Origin of the sequence: Exiguobacterium sp. BMC-KP, assembly GCF_001275385.1 — a bacterium.
In the GTDB taxonomy this organism is placed as follows: domain Bacteria; phylum Bacillota; class Bacilli; order Exiguobacteriales; family Exiguobacteriaceae; genus Exiguobacterium_A.
The window spans coordinates 60,811-82,718 of record NZ_LGIW01000015.1 but is presented as its reverse complement, the minus strand read 5'-3'; the positions used below and the strand labels follow the sequence as shown (position 1 = coordinate 82,718).

Genomic DNA, 21,908 nt, shown 5'->3' with positions numbered 1-21,908 from the left:
TACCATGAAACATATAGCTGTCATCGGAGCCGGTCTCGGTGGACTAAGCGCTGCAATTTCATTAGCGGCAAAAGGGTTCCGCGTTACGGTCATCGAGCGAAATACACACATTGGCGGTAAGATGATGCCGATCGTCACGGAAGGACATCGTTTCGATTTTGGTCCGAACACGATTACGATGCCGGAAGTCTTTCAGTCTGTCATTCTCGAATCCGGCGCGGATCCCGATGAATACTTTACATTTACGAAACTCGAGCGCCATACGGTTAATCATTTTTCAGACGGACGCACCTTAACCTTTTCGTCTGGACGCGAAGCGATGCGAACGGAAGTAGATCGTTTTACGAACGGTCAGTTAGCGAAAAATGATATTACAGGTTATCAAGAGGAAGTAGCAAAGTTGCATACGATTGCGAAACGACAATTCTTTACGAATATCGATTCGTTTCTACGCCCTTCCCTTTGGCGAGACATGTTGAAAGTGCATCCATTCCAAACCCTTCACGGTCTTCATAAACATTATTTTAAGGATAAAGGATTGATTCAAGCACTTGATCGTTATGCCACGTATATTGGTAGTAGTCCATATCAAACGCCCGCTACCTTCAGTTTAATCGCTCATTTAGAGCTGAATGATGGTGTTTACTTCACGAACGGCGGCAACACAGCAATCGCAGAAGGATTCGCTCGGCGTGCAAAAGAACTCGGAGTCATTTTCCGACTCGGAGATGAGGTGACACAAATCGAAGTCGTCGATGGACAAGCGACGGAAATTGAATTGAATCACTTAGAATATCTACCAGTCGACTTTGTCGTCATGAATGGCGATTTGTTGACACAATATCCACGTCTCATCTCAGAAACAGTACGACCTGACTTTAAAAACCCAACGCCTGCTCAAGTGGAACCTTCGATTTCTGCCTATGTCCGCTGTATTGGTCTTTCGCGGCGTATTGAAGGCCTTGCTCATCATAACGTCTTCTTCTCTTCTGATTATGAAGCTGAGTTCAAGGCTCTATTTGATGAAAAACGTTACGCGGAGGAACCGACGATCTATATTTCAAACTCTTCCGTCACAGCACCGGAAATGGGAAAAGCGGGTGACAATTTATTCGTACTCGTCAATGCACCGGCAACAGATACTGGAAATGCGATTGATTTTGATACGTATGACCAAGTCATCAATCAACGACTCCAGTCATTTGGAATTGATATTTCGTCTGATGTCGTCTTCGAACAACGTGTCACACCACAGGATATCGAAAAAACCTTCTTTGCCTATCACGGTTCTTTATACGGCTTGTCTTCCAATGGCATACGCTCGTCTTTCCTTCGTCCTAGCAACCGTTCAAAGAATGTTCACAATTTGTTTTTTGTTGGTGGATCAACGCATCCTGGTGGTGGTAGTCCAATGGTGACGCTTTCAGGAAAATTAGCGAGTGAACGAATTGTATCTGCTGTCGCCGCTACCCTGTGAACGTTATGTGAATTGCATATCAATCACTTGTACGGACAACTGAGATTTGATACGATTACTTCGAGTTCAAGAGGTAGTGATTGACCCCACATCCTCAATCAAGCGCAAGGTGACTTCCCCGAGTCAAGAGCGTTGAAGAACTTACTTTTTCTAACCAGCGAAATCAAATGGGACCCACCCATTTCATCACGTGACTCATCGTGTGTTCATTCGCATGACTTACGACGTTCCCCCTTAGATCGTCTCATCCGAATGGACCACAGATAGCTCGATAAAGAAAAGACCATCCCCGTGGTCGAAACAGACCTATCTCCGTAGTCCAGATGTTCGCTCTGGTGTAGAAGTAATCTGAGACTCCCCGGTCTCAGACCATAGAAAAAAGACCTTGGTCCCCGCCGAGGTCTTTTTTCTATGGTCTGAGATTAAATCGTTGCGAGTAACTTCATTTTTTGCCAACGGCTGACATAAGCACGTTTCGTAAAAACATCATAGTGATTGTCCCGCGCCGCATCAAGAATACCACGATAGAGGAATGCAGCAGCTTTTAGAGCGCGACGGCTCTCCCGTGGATACCGTTCAAACGATGGAATTGCCGCATCGTATAGATGCTCTGCTCGGAGTGCGACCTCTTCCCAGAGCCCAATGAAGTCTCCCGACGGATGACCAGCGAGTAACGATTCTGGTGTGACACCATACGTTTCCATCCAAGAATGTGGTAAGTAGATACGACCACGCTTGGCATCTTCACCGACATCTCGCAAAATATTCGTCAATTGCATCGCAATTCCAAGATCAATGGCAGACTTTCGGAGATCTGGTTGTTGCGGCGCAAGAATCGGTAATAGCATCAAACCGACGGTGCTTGCTACGTAATAGCTGTATTGCTCCGTCTCTTCGAGCGTCTGGTAGCGATTCTTCTCGATATCCCAGCGCATGCCTTCCGCAAGTTCGAGGAAAGGTGTCTCATCCATTTCATAGCGTTCAAATACATCTGCTAAAGCAATCCATAATGGCTTATCGAGTACTTCACCATTACGGAATCGTTTGAATTCATTCAAGAAAGCCATCAAACTTTCTTTTGGTGTGTCCGATTCATCGACGGTATCGTCGAGGAATCGGCAAAATGTATAGATGGCATAAACAGCTTGTCGATCTGCTTTTGGTAAGAGTGAAAAGGCTTTATAGAACGTCTTAGATCCGGATTGAATGACTTCCTCACATTTGATATACGCGTTCTGGATCGTCACTGAATTCATGTTTCCACCCCATCTCTTGTTCCATTCGGTCTACAAGTATCGTTGCACCCATCATGACGACTGGTACCCCTCCACACGGATGCACCGATGCACCAACGGCATACAGTCGATCAATATCAGGATACGGTTTTGCCTGTGTCTTTAATGCAGCCGATTGACGAATCGTCGGAGCAATCCCAAAACTGCCTCCCTGATATAATCCAAAGGCCTGTGCATCATTCGGTGTACGAACCTTCATTTCTTGTATCTTTTCCCGGAATCCCGGATGATGATGCTCAATTTTTCCAAGTACAGTCTCGATGAAGCCAACTTTTTCATAATCTTCTATGCCGTAACCACGCGGAGAAGGTATCAATGAGTAGACGACGCTATCCTCAGTCCCTGTCAAACTAGAGTCAATCTGACTCGGGTGGAATAGGTATACTGCCGGATAATCTGGTAAACGTCCTTTTTTAAAGATGTTCGTCATGAGTGGTTCCAAATCATTTGGCATCAAGAAACGATGCACCGGCAAATCGACTTTCCCCTTCATTTTGAAATACAGCAACAACGTGCCGCCTGAAGGAGCATACGTTTTTGGTTTCTTACCTTCCACAAGACGCTCCATCAATGGAAACTCACCGTTTAGTACGATTTGATCGAATGCCTCATGTGTTCCATCTTGTAAGACGATTTCCTTTGCCCGTCCTCGATCGACGACGATCCGTTCGACTGGTGTTTCAAAGACGAATCGGACACCGCGCTCGACCAACGTGTCATACATACGCTCAGCAAGCGAGAAATAACCGCCTTTTACATACCAAACACCTTCTGCTTGTTCCCGGTATGGAATCAGACCATAAATCGATGGAGTCGTATAGGGGTTCCCACCGATATAGAAGGTTGGGAAGCTATATGCCATGCGTAAATATTTACTTTTGAAATAACGCTTCAAATGGTCATGTGCTGTTTCTAAAGCATGCATCTGTAATAATGGACGCATCATTTCTGGATGCAACAACTCCGTTTTGCGATGATATCCACGCTCTAAAAATTTCGATACACTCGTCTCATAATCCTTTTCTTTTTGATGCATGAATTCGTAAAATCCACGACCTTCTCCAAATTGGCGTTCAATCGCGATGGCTTGATCCACGACATCCGCTACTTTCGTAACGACTGTTCCATCATCAAAGTGAAGATCATATAGTGGATCAACTCGCTCAAGTTGTACTCCCGTTACACCGGCTTCTGCCAACTGTTCTTTTAACTTACCTGGCATCAAGACGATTGTTGGTCCTTCATCGATTCGTCCACCCGATTCAAAATCGACGGATTGTAATCGTCCACCGACTCGTGATTCTTTTTCAAAAATCGTAATCTCGACTCCAGGGTGTCTTGCTGTCAACAAAAGCGCTGCATGCAATGTACCAACGCCTGCTCCTACGAATCCTATATTCATGTCCGCACCCCTTCTTTTTTGAGCACGAGTTCTGCTGTAATGCGAGCGGATTCGAATATCGTCGGTAAGCCGCTCCCAGGATGCGTGCCCCCGCCAACGAGATACAAGTGATCGAGCTCTTCGAATTTGTTGTGCGGTCGGAAATACATCATCTGTGTCAACTGATGACCGAGATTGAATGTTGCCCCTTGATGAATCCCCATCGCTTCCCAGTCGTCCGGTGTAAACATCTCTTCAACTTCGATTGCCGCTTCAATGCCTTGATACGGTGAGCGCGTCTCGAGCGCATCAAGAACACGACGACGTAGTTTTGGTCCTTCAATCGACCAATCGAGTTCAGAGTAATTGTTTGGCACTGGCACTAAGACATACATAGCAGACTTACCTTCAGGTGCTAGTGTCGGGTCAAGGACGGATGGATTTTGGACATAAAATGAAAAGTCATCTGAGAGTTCTAAGGTTTGTGTCATTTCCCGAACGTTTTTCTCGTAATCTTCCGCAAAATAAATCGTGTGGTGAGGTGCATCAAACGTTCGGTTGACACCAAGGTATAGCATGAACGTCGAACACGAGAACTTTTTACGATCGATTTTTGGTCGGGACCATTTTTTCAACACACCTTCTGGAACGAGATGATTCATCGCATGTGCAAAATCAGCACCGATGATGACTTCATCGAATAACTCATGTTGACCTGACTCGAGGATGACTCCTTCAACGGCTTTCCCGTCTAAGATCAACTGTTTAATTCCCGCACCTAACTGGATTGTCCCACCGAGCTCTTCGATTGCGCGTTGCATTGCAAGCGGTACTTGATGCATCCCGCCAATCGGATGGTGGACACCGTAAGCATGTTCCATATATGACAAGATAGAAAAGCCACCTGGACATTCCCAAGCTGACATGCCTAAATACTTCGCTTGGAACGTAAAGGCATACTTCAGTTCTTCGCTCGTGAAATAATCGGATAAAACGTCATAGAGGGATCGACCGAGCGAAAGACGCGGAAGTGCCGTTAAGACACGCGATGATAAGTAATCCGTCAGCCGATCGTGACGCGTCTGCAAGATTGGCATGAGTTTTCCAAGCTTAAGTGCTTGCTCTGCCATGAATCGATCGTATCCTTCTCCATTTCCAGGGAAGTGTTGTTCAATCGTCTCTTTCATTCGATCCCGATCCGTCGTCATCGTGAAATGCTCCGTCCCGCCTTTGAAATAGAGCGTATACATTGGATCAAGTGCCTTTAGATTTAAATAATCTTCTAACTGTAGACCAGATTCACGAAAAACATTTTCTAAAATATGCGGCATATTAAGGAACGTTGGTCCTCGATCAAACGTGTAGTCACCTAGCTTGACGGCAGAAGTTCGTCCACCGACTTGCGTTTGTTTTTCGTAAACGGTGACGTCTACTCCTTTTCCTGCTAATAACAAGGCACATGCAAGTCCCCCAGGTCCTGCTCCTATCACTGCTACGCGTCGCTTCACCCAAATCTCTCCTTTTTATCTCTCATCGTTTCAACTATTATACTAAGCACATAGTAAAAGCAACAAATTTAAACTGTCTTCTAACTGTAAAAACGCCAGACTTCGCTTAGGAAGTGGCGTTTGCAGTGACAATATACCAGGCACCTTCTTTTAAGAACGGTGTGATCGAAATGTTTTCAAACCCAGCTTTTGATAAATCTTCTTTCAATTCTTCCTTACTTGGTAACGGATACAGATTCTCATGCAACGTCATGAATGCATTGAAAGCTGCCGAGAACGGTGCGCCATGTGAACTGTCACGTAATGGTGTGACGAGAATGACCGTACCATCATCCTTGACGAAACGACGAACTCCTTCTAATAGCGCAAGTCGTTCCGGTTGCGGGAAATAATACAAAATATTATTCATCATGACTCCATCATAGGTCTCTTTGACATCATAGGTCTTGATGTCACCGACAACAAAATCAATCTCCTCGCTCGTGTCTCGTCGTTTTGCTTCTGCAATGACTGACTCTTCGATATCAATTCCGGCAAGTCGCAAGTCAGGCAACGCCTCGTGAATTTTGCGAAGATATCCACCATACGCACAACCGATATCGAGCAGAGATGTTAGATTGCGACTCCGAATGATATGGCGTACGGCTGGAAAAGCAACAGTCTCAACGAGAGCTGAAGTTTCAGCTACGATGTCTCCATGTTCCTCTCCATTAAAAGTCTTCTGTTGACCATCTTCTAAAAACTGTGGATAAGAGAAGAGTGCTGGTAAATGTAGTTCCATCATTTCAGATAACATAAATCCAATACTTCGATCGTCTGATTGAGAGAGTTCCGGAAGAACTTGGCGCGTCGCCGTATATCGTAAGTCTTTTTTCTTCAAGTGACCGACTGCAACCCCAACTTCGAACCAGCGGGATAATGCTTCCTGTGTCAGCGGACGCTGCATCCGTAGCTGCGCCTCTGCTTGTGTCGCTCCCGTTTGAAGAGCATCGAATAATCCATATTTATAACCGATATACCCATGCCAAAGTGGTAACACCGGTTCTGCGCGTTTCATCCATTTTCGTGCCCGGAAAACTTTCGTCCATTCCTTCAACTGTGCCACAAGCGTTCCCCTCTCTACTGTGTAATACATCCCTTTTCCCAAATAACAACCACTTGTAAACAAAAATTACTAAGCGACACGACAAAAAGAGTCCTTTCCAACCTGTGAGGTCGAAAAGGACTCTTTGATCCCGCATGAACTTAGAAGAACTTCATACCGTATGGGAGTGAATAACCGAGGAATACGGTAACAAGGACGAGCACGATGAAACCGATGACGAAACCGGAGTAAGCTTTTCCTTTTTTAACACGAACAAGTGTCAACTCTCCGAAGATGAGCGTCAATAATCCTGCTGTGATCTTCGCATGGTAGAGTGGATCTGGATTTTCAGACATCCCCATGATTTTGATGTACAGATAAAGACCTGTTGCGAACGTCAATAAAAGTAGAAGACGGAACGCCATATGAATGCCTTTTGCGGCTTTCTTATTGTTCTTGTACATCGAAAATGCAACGAAGAACGTGACCAATAAAAGTACCCAAAGTAAGACGTGTGTGTGAACGAATGCTGTGATTGGCATTTCATTTCCTCCTTTCTTTTCCTATTTCATCGTATCTGATTTCAAGGCGAACACCTAGTGTTATTTTGTTGATATATGGTTTTTTCAGGAGATTGTCACATGTGTCGACTGGACGAGTGGGAATTTGACAGTGAAAAGACTGCCTTCCTTCACAACCGACTCCACATGAATTTCTCCACCATGACCGGTAACGATTTCCTTACAAATCGCTAGACCTAGACCAGTACCACCAATTTTTCGACTATCTGAGTTGTCGACGCGGTAGAACTTTTCAAATAGACGACTGAGCGACTGTTCTGGAATTCCGATTCCCTCATCTTGAACTTGAAGAATGACTTGATCAAGTGATGTCGTCAGTACAACATCGATCGCACCACCAGACGGTGAATACTTCACCGCATTATTCAATAAATTATTGAGCAACTGTCTGATTTTTTCTTCATCTGCTTCAATGACAGGCAACTGACTTCCTTCATGACGGAATGTAATCTGATGTGCTTTTGTCGAAGCGGCATAAAACTGTGTCGTTTCTTCAGCAATCGTATAGACGTTCACCGCTGCTTTTTTATACGATTGTGTCCCTGACTCCATACGCTGGACGTCTAAGAAATCGTTGACGAGATTCGCAAGACGTTCCGTTTCCGAATGAATCGTTCGTAAATATCGATCTTGACGCGATTCTTCGATATCGCGGTTGAGCATGAGCTCTGTAAAACCATAAATCGAAGAGAGTGGCGTCCGAAGTTCGTGCGATACAGTTGAAACGAGTTCTGATTTCAATCGATCCATCTCAGTCTCTTTCGTCACATCTCGCATGACGAGCATCGTTCCTTTATGCACGTGATGGATTTGGATCACCTCGACATAAAATTGAATGAATACTGTTTCGTTTCGAATCGAGAACTGTAAACTATCCGTCGGTAATTTTCCACGAAGAACTGAATCGACGTATCGACTGAAGACTTCCGGTTCGTCGACAACGGATCGAATGACTTCTAAGCACGATTGCAATGTCTCCTGTTCAGTCTCAACACCATAGCGTAATTCCGGGAATAAATCATATAAAGGTCGATTGACGAAGACCTCTTCTTTACCCGGTTCAAGATAGATGACAGCCTCTCGAATCGAATCGAGAATCCGCTCCGTCTTTGTTTTCTCTTTCGTCATTTCGTCAAATAACCGCATCCGTAAAAGGGATAGCGATAATTGCCGGGAGAAAGACATGACATCACGCATCTGTTCGTTCGTGAACTGATCACGATAACGAACTAAATAGATGTAGGCGATGATATCACCTGACGTCGGTTCAAGAATCGGTACCGCCGTTTCGTACATATAGTACGGGTAAGGTAAGGGATGATTACTTGCGACTTGTTTAGAAGAATGGACAGGCGCTTTCAGCGATTCGGCTCGTTTTAAGAGTGACGCATCGTTTTGAAGTAATTGTTCTGCCAATTCATCCGTCATTCCATACGTAACGACAGAATAACTATCTTCTTCATCAACAAATACTAATGCACCAATCTCAGAATCCGTGATCGTGACGAGCTTCTCGATGATTTCCGGATAGGCAGTCAACGACTCACGTGCCGCTAATGTCTCCGTCAAATCATTACGATATTGAAGATGTTGCTCATTACGCATCGTCAACTCGAGTGCTTCTTCGAGCTCCTCTTGCTGTGCTTGAAGTTCTTCTTGTTGCGCCTGTAATTCTTCCTGTTGCGCCTGTAATTCTTCATTTTTCGCTAACAAATGCTGTTTGTTCTCAGAAATCGAACTTGCCATCTGATTGAAGGATAACGCGAGAATACCAATTTCATCTTTACGATTTGGCACTTTTACACTCGAAACGTCCTCACCGTTTGCAAGCCGCTGACTATTTTTGACGAGAGATAGCAATTCCATCGTAATCCGGCGAATGAATGGATAGATAAAGAAAATCAAAACAGCAATCAAAACGACGATATTCGCTAACCAAATCAGTTGCGTCGTACGGATTTCCTGTTCTAACTGATCACTTGTCCGCTGGGCCCAATCTTCCAAGAACTCACGATAGCCACCGAGCGCTAACTCACTTTTATTGATTTCTGACAGTACGTCAATGTTTCCTTGAGCATCTAATTGAATTTGACCTTCAGCTAACAATTGCCGACCGAGCGGTAACTCAGCAAGCGTTGTTCCTTTTAAAAATGATTCCGTGACGTCTCCTGACTCTTTCGCTTGAACGTAGGATTGGATCAGCGGCAAGATGGCATCGAAGTAATACTGATACAATTCTCTCGAGGACTGGGCGAATGCCTTTCCTTGAGCATAAATGGCATTTTCTTCGAACCACGCTGTCTGTTGATCAATCTTATCTTGTTGAGTCATGACTTGATTGTATAATTCTCCATTTCCCATCAAGGCATATCCACGCATGTTGAACTGGACATCCTGCCATTCTTCCCATAATGCACCCGCACGCGCGCTCCGATCACGAATGTCTTCTAGTTTCGCCCGTGTCGCCTGCAATTTCGTGTCAGTATAGTTGTAGACGATCAATGATGAAATCATCAATGTAGCTAATACGACATAAAAGGATGCCATGAGTTGGCGTCCGATTTTTCGATTAATCCACTTGGTGATCACTCAGTATTCCTCCCACGACATCAATCAGTTCTAAAGGACTAAATGGCTTTGAGAAGAAATAGTTCGCACCGATTTCTTCTGCTCGTTCTCGATCTGATTGTTGGCTCTTAGCAGTCAGCATCATGATTTTCAGATGTTGCTTATCCGGATGTTGTCGTACTTTCTCGATGACTTCAATTCCCGTCATTCCAGGCATCATATAATCGAGTAGAACGAGATCGTATTCTGCGTTCATAATTTTTTGATACGCCTCGTCTCCGTCAGTCGCTTCATCGATTGTATATCCTTCATCTTCTAGTGTATCGAGTACCAACATTCGTAAGACATCTTCGTCTTCCGCTAATAAAATACGTGCCATCTATTAAAACCTCCCAAAATTATCCATCATCAAAGTGACATATCTTCTTTATTTTACACAGTTCCTTCACAATAAGAAATGGAAATCACTTAAGAATCTGATTTTATCCCTTTATTCCTCATCCCTCTTTCGACCTATACTAAAACCTCCTTCGTCTCTACCTTAAGTAGGAGGACGAAGGAGGTTTCGATAGTAGCAACACTAAATCAAACTAAATCAATCGTTTCGTTTAAAGCAAACGCATAAATGACTTTGCGTGAAATTTGAATATGCAGAATCGCTTCTAATGCTTCTTGATACAGGTTCAACTGAGTCGCATACCGTTCCCGTAACATGTCAGCAGGTGTCTGTCCGATTTCAGTCGTAACGATTTGATCCGATTTATAGTCTAGTAGAATATACGATTCTCCATCCTGAATCAAACAATCGACGATTCCTTGCATGACAGCATCATCTGACGGCCCTGCCCAATCTTTCCGGAAACGTGACGCTTCGATTTTATAGGTAAATGGCAACTCTCGATAGACTTGGTTCGTCCGCAATCGTTCACAGAACAGCTGACCGATTTCTGAATCAAGGAATCCTTGTAATTGCACTGTTGCCTCCCGCATCGTCGTCGCTTCGATTGGCGTGATCCGCTCAGTCGCTTCCCATTGATCAATTTGTAGCGCAATCGCTTCATCCGGTTCATACAATTGCATCGCTAAGTGTAAGACCGTTCCTCGTTCCGCCCCACTTAAAATAGGTCCGAGGAATTGTGGTGTTCGGTAATACGTCGTCTGACGATATGTCGTTTCAAATGCCGCACGCTCAAGCTGTTCCGCACGTTTGAGTTCCGTAACGGTCTGCTTCGCTGCCGTTTCCGTCGCAAGTAGGTGTGGATACTGATACGCAAACGCCGATTCGACAAGTTCTTTCACTTGAGAATTAACTGGCACATCAATTTTTTCAAGCTTCTGGACATGTTCAAGCTGCTCTACAAGTGTTGAAATTTCTTGATACGGTGCCAATTCTTCTAGGGACATCACACGAATGGACCAATCCGTCTCATCTGGGCGCAATAAGCTGCTGCGTAACACTGCCGGAACAACCCATTCCGCGTAACTTTTAGCTTGCCTTCGGTCATTTTCAGGTAGTAAAACTTCATCCGGTGGCGTCATCTGCCAATTTACCATTTGATCTTCTAGATCCTTGACGGTTCCGACAAGAATTAATTTTTCCTTCGCTCGCGTCATCGCAACATACAGAACCCGCATCTCTTCTGCTTTCATCTCTCGATCCATTTCGCGGCGAATGACTTCCTTCAAAAGTGTCCCAGATCGCAAACGACGAATCGGATCGATAGCGTCTAAGGCAATACCATATGTCTTATGCAACTGAATCGCCTGCAGTTGATCCTGTTTGTTAAATTGTTTCGTCAATTGACTGACGATTGTTACTGGAAACTCAAGCCCTTTTGATTGGTGGATCGTCATGATTCGAACAACGTCCTCGTCTTCTCCAAGTGAGCGAGCTTCAGCAAAATCTTCTCCTCGTTCAATCAATCGATTGATCAGACGAAGGAAACGATATAGTCCACGATAACCGGACGTCTCATACTGCTTTGCTCTCTCGTACAGGGCATTCAAATTCGCCTGTCGACTTCTCCCTCCGGCGAGGCAACCAACATATTCAAAATACCCAGTTTGATCAAAGAGCGAACGAATGAAAGCAGGCAGTGCACTTCCACGTGCTTCTGTTCGCCATGCTTGAATCTGACGGATGATTTCATCGATTCGGAGACCGAGAGAAGACTCCTCTGTCGCCATTGCTAGCGCTGCCTCATAAAAGCTTCCCTCTTTTTGTTTGGCACGAATCCGTCCCAAATCACGATCCGCCACTCCGAAAATCGGAGATCGGAGTAGACTCGCAAATGGAATGTCTTGGAGTGGATTATCGATCGTCTTGAGCAATGCCATCATGATTTGAATTTCCGTCGCTTGGAAATAGCCACCGGTTGTATCTGCATAAACAGGAATCTCATACTGTTCGAGTACTTCAACGAGTGCCTGAACGCGCTTGCCGCGTGAGCGTGCTAACACGACGATGTCACGATATTCACAGGTTCGGAATCGATTTGCTTTTGCATCATAGATGAGATGCGGATGCTTCGAATCAACAAGTTCGAGAATTCGTGTCGCAATCGCTCGTGCTTCCACCTCTTCCTTTTCACTATCAAGTGGATCGATCAATAGCAACTCTGGCGCTACTTGCTCCGATTCTAGATAACTCAGATTCCCGAGTCGAAGGTGCGCCGCTTCATCGTAATCAATTTCGCCAACCGTCTCATCCATGACTTGGCGGAAGATTTGATTCGTTCCATCCAGCACCTCAAGACGACTTCGGAAGTTTTTTGTTAAATCGATGCGTGTTCCGACATCGGTCTGCTGGAATCGTTTGAATTTCTCAAGGAATAATCCCGGTTCAGCATGACGAAATTTATAAATCGATTGTTTGACATCACCGACCATGAATAAGTTTCCTGTCGCCTCATCTGTTTTCGAGACCAATTGAATGATTCGTTCCTGGACTTCGTTCGTATCTTGATATTCATCGACGAGAACCTCAACGAAGCGTTCTTTGAGAAGTTTTGCTACATCTGACGGTTGATCTTCTTCCGTCAAAATCTCTAGTGCAAAATGTTCCAAATCCGAAAAATCGACGATCCCACGTTGTTGTTTCGCTTCGAGATAATCGCTTGCGAATTGACGTACGAGTGTGACGATCGTTTCCACATGTCGGAGCTGAGACCGTAAGTCCTCTAAATAATCGACGCCAGTTTTTTGAACGAATAGTTCTTTCATTTTCTTAAACTCTGCAACAAGTCGCGTTCGCTCTGTTTGAAACGGTTTGATGCCTTCATCTCCGCGTGGACTCTTCCAGCGACCAAATTCTAATGCTTGAAAAGCAAGTGCAACCATCGACCATTGTCGTACCGACGTCTCAAGTGAGGTAAAAGGCGCAATATCCTGTCGCATCATGTTTCCCATTTCCACGTATCCAGATTGCTCCAGCTCAAACGCCAGTTCTCGGTAACGCCCTAATAAATTCGAGAGACTCTCCCATTCTAGTTCGACCAGTCGCTGCATGAGTGGAGAATCATCCGGGTCAATCGGCTGATCGTACTGACTGATTAAGTGTGCATAAAAAGCTTCTGGATCCGGTAAGGAACGAGAAAAGCGATAAAGATTCGAAATCAGTGACAACATTGCTTGATCATCTCGATCTGACGTATAACTATCGATCAAATCATAGAATCCTGAATCCTCAGAGGCATAAAAGGACTCAAAGACTGCTTCTAAAACATCGTCTTGTAATAATAGTAGTTCAGATTCATCAGCGATTCGAAACGCCGGATCCAGACCGATCCGGTAATAGTTTTCGCGTAGAATCGATAAGCAGAATGAGTGGATCGTCGTGATTTGGGCTCGGTTCATCAATTGACGTTGTTTTTTTAAATATAGATCGTCCGGTGCCTCTTTAATACGCTGATCCATGACCTCGATGACCCGAGTCTTCATTTCACGTGCTGCCGCATTCGTAAAGGTAGCGACAAGAATCCGGTCTGCAGATAACTCATCTTCAGGATCAATCAATCGTTGTGTCAGTCGCTCGACCAGGACGGCTGTCTTCCCTGACCCTGCTGCCGCTGAGACTAGGATATGTCCACCTCTTGCTGAAATGGCTTGTTGTTGTTCTTCCGTCCAACGTACACTCATTCTTCTTCCTCCTTCAGCCGTTCCAGTACTTCTTTTTCAGACATCGGTTTTAGTGGGCGATAGTGATTACCGAGTGATTCATCGAACTGACAAACTGAGCGATACTCACAAAAACTACATGGTGTCCGCTCCTGATAATCAAATGGATTGATGGCGATATCTCCGTCATAAATATCTTGACTACTCTCTTTTAATGCCTCCCACGCATGATTCATCAATGCCGATAAGTCTTCCTCTTGTACGACACCTTTCGTTTGTGTCTTATGAAGTCCATTTTTCGTAAACGTCACTTTGACAAGCGGTGATTTTTTTCGTTCGTCGTACGCAATATGATCCATCGCTCGTAGTACCTCGTCATTTTCTAGGATGACGCCTTGCATCTGATAGGACTCGAGTAACAATCGATTGCGCTCTTCTTCGTCAGCAGATAGATCGCCCCGCAACATCGGATTTTTGACGTGGAAGTAGAGTGCACCAGCTGGTTTTGCCTGCTGTTGATACAGTAACTCCGACTGTTCTACGACCGTCTTCAAATAAAGCAACATTTGAATGGCGAGCCCGTAATAGATTTCCGCGAAATCTAGTCCTCGTGCACTGGACTTATAATCAATGATTCGAACGTATAACTGATCACCGATCGTCGCCTGATCAATCCGGTCGATTCGACCCGTGAATTCAATTTCGGTTCCGTCCGGTAACGTAAAGCGTAATGGTGGGAAGGTCGCATTCCCAAAACTGATTTCAAATAAGTCAGGTTCAAAATCTGTTCGTTTTGCTTGTTCGACGAGCATTTTTGCTGTTTGCTCCACGACATCCGTCAATTTTTTCTTGATATATCCGAACCGACTCGAACTCATCAAGATCGCGTTCTGAATTTCCGGTGTCACCTTTTCGACAGCTTCCTTCGCGAGTGTTCCACATGTTTCTCCATCAATGTCTTTCCAATGTCGTCCCGAAGACTTGATACTGAGTGAAAGATCATTTAGTGCACCGTGGAACAAATTCCCGATGTCCGGCGCTTCGAATTTATACAGCTTCCGCTCGCGTAAACGAAGACCATACCGAGCAAAATGCTTATACGAGCAGGCGTTATACGTTTCAAAACGCGAAACGCTCGCTTGTAACGAATCACCGTATAAACGATGCGCTAACCCTTCTGGCAAGGCTTCTGCTTGATTTTGATAGAACAATGCGCTCGAGAATAGTCCCATTCGTTCGCGTCCCTGACCGTTCTCAAGAAGCGTATTGTATACTTCGAACCAAATCGGCTGAATCGGATAACGTCGTTGAAGACGACGGAGTTCGATTGCTGTCGCTGCTGCTGCACGACCCGGACTCGTCACGAAATCGAGTTGTTCTTGCGGGACGTGTTCACCAGCCTCCGCAAAGTGTGTCTTAATCGGACGGTCCAGCAACAGTTGTCGCTTTAATTGTTTCGTGATGGCTGCTGGCTGAAGCGCCTTTCCTTCTTCATCGACAAGTGCATAACTAACATACAATGCTTCGCTTGGAGCCATCATTCCTTGATAGAGATAAAACAGCTCATCATCAAACACGTCGAGGGACGCCTTTCCGACCGGAATCCCATGTTCGTGTAAAAAGTCATGATCACTTTCAGACAGTAACTTCGATTGATCTTGAACAAACGGAACCAGTCCATCATTTGCGCCAAGTAAAAAGACGACTTTCACCCGTTGGAGCCGTCCACGGACATAGTCCGTCGCGATGACTTGATCGAGCGATGGAGGAACAAGCGCAAAACGAAGGCTCTCGAGTCCTGTCTCGACCATTTGAACGAATAGGTCTGTCGATAACGTATGCTCGGGTGCAGCAGCTTCCAACTGTTCAAATAGGTGCAGCATCGCTTCATACACTTGATCATGCTCTCGGGCAGCAAGAAGCTGGTCTTGCTCTAGTGCTTGTTTACGCCACTCCATCAAACGTTCTGCAATTTTTTGTTCTTCAAGGAATTGATAGAGACCTTTCGTATAGGCACTCATCGTCTTCGCCTGCTTTAATCGACGGTGCAACGGTTCAATCAATTCGACTACGAAAGTCCGGAGTCGATTCAATTCCTCTTCTTGTACGAGTTCTTCTTCCGTCAAGCGAACTTCTTCTGCTAAGCGCCGCTTTAATTGCCACGGTTGTTGCCACATCGATCCTTTGATTCCTCGTTCGAGTACGAATGTCTCGAAACGATCGAGCGCTAGACGCGCATCTACTGCTGGAATTGGTAGTAGCTCCGTTTTGAGCAAACGAAATACCGTTTCCTCCCGATATCCCGATGTCACAATGTCTAAAGCGGATTGAATGAGGTCAACGAGCGGATGATGTACCATCGACTCACGTTGATCCAAGAAATACGGGATATCATACATTTGGAAGGCTCGTTCCAAGTGATCCGCATACGGCTCTAAGTGTCGCACGACGAATGCCATTTGATGGAAGCGATATCCTTTTTGCCGCACGAGTTGAATGGCCTTCCGAACAGCCGCCTCTGCTTCAACTTGACGGTTGACCGCAGCTGTCATCTGAAAGCCGTCGACGTCGTGATCGACAGATGGATATCCTGGCTTTAACAGTGCCTGCTCCAAATGTCTTAGCCCTTCAGAGCGGAACTTAACCGGCTGTTCATACAATACTTCTTCGTATGGAATTGATTGTTCTTGCATTTGACCAATCAACTGCATATAGCACCGCTGCGAAACGCCAAACGAGGTTTGCTTCGCATATGGATCCGTTGCGTCCATCGTAAAACTGATGTGCATCTCACATACTTGTTGCATTAAGGCAAGCAATACTTGCTGTTCCTGGAGCGAAAACTCGTAAAATCCATCAACGATGATCGTCGCTTGATTCAGTCGTGCTTTAGGAAGTAGCATGAGTAACGTCGTGTAGTAGTCGTCTGCATGAAGTGCTTTATTCACAATACGCTCCGTAAAGCGTTCATAAATCAAAGCGAGATCGTTTAATTTTGGCGATCGTTCGAGGGAGCGATCACTCACTTGGCGTAACATGTCTGGCTCAATCAACGAACGTTTAAATGATGCAATCAGTTCATCGAGTCCTTGGAAGAATCCCGGCATATTTTTCGTTCGTTTAAAGATTTTCAGTTCGTCTTCTGATTCCTCGACGACTTGCCGGAGTAATAACTGCGTCCCCGTCTCATCAAGAAATGGAATGGCTTGATTCCCGTAATCGCGTAAAATATGAAACGCAAACCGACGTAAACTCATGACCTCGAGGCGAACAAGACCAGCAATCCGTTCGTCCGTCGCAATCCGACGCTCCATTTCAAATGACATCTGATCTGGAACGATAAAATACATCTTCTCACCGAGTGGTCGTTGCTCGAGTTCTTGTACGACGCGTTCGATCAACTGTGTCGTTTTCCCGCTACCGGCACGTCCAATGTGCATATGGTTCATCAAGAAAACCTCCTCTTCGTTTTATCTACATCTAGTATCGCATAAACAAGAACAAATGTACTGTTTCTGACGAATGTCTTTTCCATCCGCATTTGCTATAATCAGGACAAATCTTATGTAAAGTTGGTGATGGTCCATGTCACTCTATGCAATGATCGGCGGCGAGCACGTTCTCGCATCCTTGATTCGTTCGTTCTATCATCAAGTCTACCATGATTCGTTGTTGCGTCCGTTGTTTCCTGACGATCGACATCGTGTCGAACAAGCACAGCTCTCTTTCTTGACCCAGTTGACGGGCGGTCCTCGTGATCCGGATCAAGAACCAACGAGTTTAGCAATGATTCACCGTCTCTTACCGATTCATGAAGAGCACGCCATTCGATGGTTAGAATTGATGGAAGTCGCTTCCGTCGATGCGATTCCAAATATAGAGGCACGGGGACAACTCATGGAGCGACTACGGATTGGTGCGATGAATGTGTTGCGCGTTTGTGAAGCACACCAGATGGATTGAGGGATTTTCCTTTCTCATCTGTCCAATTCCATGTAAAATAATAAATGGAGGCGATAAAACATGACGGAAGAACAAGAACAACGACCGGAACTCGTAAAGAATGCGATCGAGCAAGCAGAAGCATCGACGAACCAGGACGATACACTCGAAGAAGAGCAAACCGAGGAACAAAAAAAGTTAGACCATATTAAAGGTCTCGTAACACTTGAACGCGGATCTGATTACTATCGTGTCGTTTTTTATGACGACCATAAACATCTGATTTTCAAGGAACTTGATTACGATCGTGTAGACTTCGTAGGTCGTTTCTACAATGATAGCTTTGATCCGACAAACTTGACGGAACTAGAAGAAATCGCAGAAAAAGCACTCTCGACTTCTTTACGGAAGCGATTCCTTTAATGCATAAAAGAAGCCGCACTCCTAAGGGAGAACGGCTTCTTTTTTTATTGCTCGGATTGCTTTTTCTTACGACGGAGGACGTAAGCCAAAACACCACCAGCAACAGCGATTCCTGTTGCTGCCAAGATTGGGAATAAGACTTTTTTATTTGATGTAAGTTTTTGTTTGACCTGTTCGAGACGCGATGTGTTCGTCTCTTTTAAAGCGATTGATGTCCGACGATTCATCGTGACGTGTTTCGCAGCATCTGTCACGACGATTCGTTTCGTGACCCAGCGACGATTTCCACCATCATCAACGACCAATTGTCGTGCTCGTTTAATTCCCTTGATTCGTTTACCCGGTGTATTTTCTGGACGCACGATGCGGGAACTGATAAAGCGTCTGCCACCTGTCGCACCAAATCCAGGCTGTAATTTCCGGCGATTTAACCATTCATATGATTCATTCATTGTGTCGCGGTAAAAGTTACCGCTTCACCTCCCTATGATTTCTCTCTCTACTGTTTCTCCTTACGTAAGTAAGATTCCTGTTATGTGATTCCACTTTTCATCGATTCTTAAACTCAGATATCTGAAAACGACGTTGCATTTCATACGCTAACTCAAGTGTTTTAATCCGTTGTCGTTCGATGCTGTAAGCAGATGCGTCCGTATCAATGCATTGACCAGTCTGAAATTCGACCTGTACTTTACCGGATTTTTTCTGAACAGTCTTCATCTGCTTGAAATTAATCCACACACATTCTTCTTTTTCCTTAGCTGTCGTCGGAAAAAAGATTGTCTGCGCCTGCCAATCAATTAAAACAGGTGTTTTTCGATTTGGTCCAAGAACATGTCTTGCCGCTTCAATCCTACCACGCATTGATGAACCAAAATATAAGCACGATTCTTCAATCAATTTAATCGGATGTCCCTCTAAAATACTTTCAGAGTGCTCTTTGATGACAAGTGTCTGTGGTTCTCCGTACTGACCATATCGTGGAATGAGGGCAAGTGTCTCTTCAGTGATCGGATATGACATATTCTTCGCTCCCTTCTTGGATTAAATTGGTTATATCAAATTTCCGTTGCCTCTGCATGAATATGACGATTATTTCCTACTCAAAAAAACGAGATCAAAAGATCCCGTTTTTAGTATTCTTTCCTATTTTTTTCATCTTGTTCTTCATTCTGTTCAATAAAATGACGTGGAAAATTAAAAATCACACAAACTTTTCCGACTCCATTTCCCGCAGACCGATTCTCAATTGCTACCGTACCGTCATGACGTTCGACGATTCGTTTGACGATATAGAGACCAAGACCAAACTTCCCTTCCTTGCCCCGTGAAAATTGATGGAACAGTGGTGAAGAGGCATCGAGCGGTGGTCCATCATTTTCAATTTCAATATGAACGTGATCTGCTGTTCCAGACAATCGGATGTCAATCTGTGTTTCGGCATAACGAATCGCATTGTCCATGACATTTTCGAGTGCAACTCTTAATTGTTCCCCTTCCCCAAGAACAATTCCAGCTTCTCCACTGACATGCCATTTTAGTGACTTCGTTCCGGAAAAGCGATTTTGCAACAGATGGATCATCCGGTCAATATCAACATTATCCCACGTCGAACGGTCGAGTTCGAAATAATCGAGTTTCGTGACGTAAAGAAGTGCTGCGACTTTTTTCTCCAACCGTTCCGCTTCCTCATCGATAACCGATACGGATCCGGTTAAATCACCGTCGGGGTAAATACCATCTGAGATGGACTGAGCATAACTTCGAATGACCATGATTGGCGTCTTCAAATCATGCGAGATGTTTTGAAGTAGTGATTTTTGTGCTTTATCTTGTTTTTCAAGATCCATCCGCATCGCATCGACGGATCGTGCCAGTCGTCCAATTTCATCCCCACGATCGAGCGGTAGTGGTGTATCCCATTTTTGAGCCGCGATTTTTCCAACTGCTCTTTCGATTTCGACGAGCGGATGCGTCAGACGACGCGCCAACCAAAAAGCAATGAATAACGTAAAGATACTACCAATGATCACGACAAAGCCGATTTTTGAAAAGAGTTGTGTAATCAATTCTTGTCGATAAGCATCCCATACGTATGAGACACGATAGTAGGTTTCGCCGCTTTCTTCCATTTTACGAATACTATAATAGACATCTTCTTTATCAAGACGTGTCGTATATTTCGCCGTAATCGTTTTTTGATCAATCGCGTCACGATACATCTGATTAATCAGTTGTTGCGGCGCCCCACCGTAATAAAGTTTTCCGTTTTTTGAAAGGAGAAGAATATTAACGGAACGGGATTCTTGTTTTCGACGATCGAATTCAATCGGATTATCTTGTAGCATCTCGATGACAGAGGCATCCTTTGAGAAGAATACTTCGCTATTCTCGAGCGTCGCATAGACTTGTTCATCGATGAAGTTTCCAATCGATGAACGGATGACAAGGAGAATGACTGCAGAAAGCGTGACGATGACGAGCAGAAACATCGCCCAAATCTGAAATCCGAGACTGCGATTTTTCATGCAGACACCAGGCGATAGCCGATGCCGTAAATCGTTTCGAGTTCTAGTTTCGATAATTTTTTACGGACACGACGGACAAGATCATCGACGACGCGGTCCGAACCGAAATAATCGTCACCCCAGACACTGACTAGAATCTGCTCGCGAGACATCGGCGTCCCGATTTGTGTCGCAAATAAAATTAAAAGATCATACTCTTTCGACGTTAGATCGATTTCTTGACCATTTTCCTCGATGATTCGTTTCTCAGGATAAATCATATAATCGCCGTATTGAATGACGCCACTTTTCGGTGTCGCATACGTGCGTGCCAAGATTTTTTTGACACGAATGACCAGTTCACGCGGAAGGAACGGCTTCGCGATATAATCGTCCGACCCCATCTCGAGACCAATGATTTTATCGATATCCTCATCACGCGCTGAGATGAAAATGACGGGTGTCGTTTCATCATGTGCCTTGATTCGTTTAATCAATTGAAAACCATCCATATCCGGTAACATGATATCTAAAATCCATAAATCTGGCTTCTCTACGATGGCAGAGGCTGCTGCCTCACCAGACGTAAACGATTTAACTTGCCATCCTTCTTGTTCCAAGTACTTCACGAGTACACGATTCAAGTTCACTTCATCATCAACCAAATAGATTGTATGCATGGCTCTCACTCCTCGACTAATGTGCTTTGTTTCAGTGTATCAAAGGAATTCCGCAAAATTATGGGAGAGTGGATAATAATTCAAAAAAACCTTTCTTTTCAAAAGAAAAGAAAGGCGAAGTCATAAATTTTCTATTATTTGACGAGACGGAGCGCTGGATACGCTACTTGCTCGTTCTTTGAAGTCACAGGTGTTACCTGTTGACGCCGTTCGATTTTTACGACGTGCGTCAAAAATCCGACGCCGCCTCCTAGTAATACCGTTACACCCGTCATTAATAGAATCTCCATTTTCTTCGCCACCTTTTCCATCGCAATTGATAATCAGTATCATCCTCAACCTGACT

The 21,908-nt window shown here is 44.7% G+C and carries 17 protein-coding genes; 3 read left to right on the top strand and 14 right to left on the bottom strand.

The genetic code is table 11. The annotated features are described in order from the left end of the window. Window positions 1-4 precede the first annotated feature (4 nt). Complete coding sequence (locus tag ADM98_RS05955; protein ID WP_053452679.1) at window positions 5-1,477, top strand: phytoene desaturase family protein; 1,473 nt, start codon at window positions 5-7, stop codon at window positions 1,475-1,477. 422 nt (window positions 1,478-1,899) lie between these two features. On the opposite strand, the gene ADM98_RS05950 is transcribed toward ADM98_RS05955, so the two are convergent. From ADM98_RS05950 to addB, 9 genes are all read right to left on the bottom strand, one after another. Beyond that, window positions 1,900-2,733 carry a phytoene/squalene synthase family protein gene (locus ADM98_RS05950; RefSeq protein WP_053452678.1) on the bottom strand — a complete coding sequence of 278 codons (834 nt, stop codon included), beginning with the start codon at window positions 2,731-2,733 and terminating at the stop codon, window positions 1,900-1,902. Beyond that, entirely contained in the window at window positions 2,693-4,174 is a 1,482-nt protein-coding gene (locus tag ADM98_RS05945) for a phytoene desaturase family protein (protein WP_053452677.1), read from the bottom strand. Before ADM98_RS05945 ends, ADM98_RS05950 begins: the two co-directional genes overlap by 41 nt. After that, window positions 4,171-5,661, bottom strand: a complete 1,491-nt coding sequence (locus tag ADM98_RS05940) for a phytoene desaturase family protein (protein ID WP_053452676.1) — start codon at window positions 5,659-5,661, stop codon at window positions 4,171-4,173. Before ADM98_RS05940 ends, ADM98_RS05945 begins: the two co-directional genes overlap by 4 nt. A gap of 106 nt (window positions 5,662-5,767) precedes the next feature. Further along, complete coding sequence (locus ADM98_RS05935) at window positions 5,768-6,718, bottom strand: class I SAM-dependent methyltransferase (RefSeq protein WP_235504836.1); 951 nt, start codon at window positions 6,716-6,718, stop codon at window positions 5,768-5,770. A gap of 188 nt (window positions 6,719-6,906) precedes the next feature. Beyond that, a complete protein-coding gene (locus ADM98_RS05930) occupies window positions 6,907-7,287 on the bottom strand; it encodes a DUF1516 family protein (protein ID WP_035409357.1) in 381 nt (126 codons plus the stop codon). Window positions 7,288-7,371: 84 nt separating this feature from the next. Further along, the gene (locus tag ADM98_RS05925; protein ID WP_082318508.1) at window positions 7,372-9,915 is read right to left on the bottom strand and encodes a sensor histidine kinase; all 2,544 of its coding nucleotides are present in this window, start codon (window positions 9,913-9,915) and stop codon (window positions 7,372-7,374) included. Continuing rightward, window positions 9,896-10,273 (bottom strand): response regulator, encoded by a 378-nt coding sequence (locus tag ADM98_RS05920; protein WP_023467390.1) that lies wholly within the window; start codon window positions 10,271-10,273, stop codon window positions 9,896-9,898. The genes ADM98_RS05925 and ADM98_RS05920 overlap by 20 nt, the downstream gene beginning before the upstream one ends. Window positions 10,274-10,479: 206 nt before the next feature. Beyond that, window positions 10,480-14,031 (bottom strand): helicase-exonuclease AddAB subunit AddA, encoded by a 3,552-nt coding sequence (gene addA, locus ADM98_RS05915; protein WP_053452674.1) that lies wholly within the window; start codon window positions 14,029-14,031, stop codon window positions 10,480-10,482. Then, complete coding sequence (gene addB / locus ADM98_RS05910) at window positions 14,028-17,459, bottom strand: helicase-exonuclease AddAB subunit AddB (RefSeq protein ID WP_053452673.1); 3,432 nt, start codon at window positions 17,457-17,459, stop codon at window positions 14,028-14,030. The genes addA and addB overlap by 4 nt, the downstream gene beginning before the upstream one ends. 136 nt (window positions 17,460-17,595) lie before the next feature. On the opposite strand from addB, the gene ADM98_RS05905 reads away from it, so the two are divergent. Both ADM98_RS05905 and ADM98_RS05900 read left to right on the top strand, forming a co-directional pair. Then, complete coding sequence (locus tag ADM98_RS05905) at window positions 17,596-17,973, top strand: truncated hemoglobin (protein WP_053452672.1); 378 nt, start codon at window positions 17,596-17,598, stop codon at window positions 17,971-17,973. Window positions 17,974-18,033: 60 nt separating this feature from the next. After that, window positions 18,034-18,375 carry a hypothetical protein gene (locus tag ADM98_RS05900; RefSeq protein ID WP_053452671.1) on the top strand — a complete coding sequence of 114 codons (342 nt, stop codon included), beginning with the start codon at window positions 18,034-18,036 and terminating at the stop codon, window positions 18,373-18,375. A gap of 44 nt (window positions 18,376-18,419) precedes the next feature. On the opposite strand, the gene ADM98_RS05895 is transcribed toward ADM98_RS05900, so the two are convergent. From ADM98_RS05895 to ADM98_RS17455, 5 genes are all read right to left on the bottom strand, one after another. Continuing rightward, complete coding sequence (locus ADM98_RS05895) at window positions 18,420-18,827, bottom strand: hypothetical protein (protein WP_053452670.1); 408 nt, start codon at window positions 18,825-18,827, stop codon at window positions 18,420-18,422. Window positions 18,828-18,924: 97 nt separating this feature from the next. Next, a complete protein-coding gene (locus ADM98_RS05890; protein WP_053452669.1) occupies window positions 18,925-19,398 on the bottom strand; it encodes a competence protein ComK in 474 nt (157 codons plus the stop codon). Window positions 19,399-19,508: 110 nt separating this feature from the next. Next, on the bottom strand, window positions 19,509-20,903 hold the full coding sequence (locus tag ADM98_RS05885) for a sensor histidine kinase (protein ID WP_053452668.1): 1,395 nt from the start codon (window positions 20,901-20,903) through the stop codon (window positions 19,509-19,511). Next, a complete protein-coding gene (locus ADM98_RS05880; RefSeq protein WP_023467381.1) occupies window positions 20,900-21,562 on the bottom strand; it encodes a response regulator transcription factor in 663 nt (220 codons plus the stop codon). The genes ADM98_RS05885 and ADM98_RS05880 overlap by 4 nt, the downstream gene beginning before the upstream one ends. A 134-nt stretch (window positions 21,563-21,696) precedes the next feature. Next, a complete protein-coding gene (locus ADM98_RS17455; RefSeq protein WP_200904888.1) occupies window positions 21,697-21,852 on the bottom strand; it encodes a hypothetical protein in 156 nt (51 codons plus the stop codon). Between the last annotated feature and the right edge of the window lie 56 nt (window positions 21,853-21,908).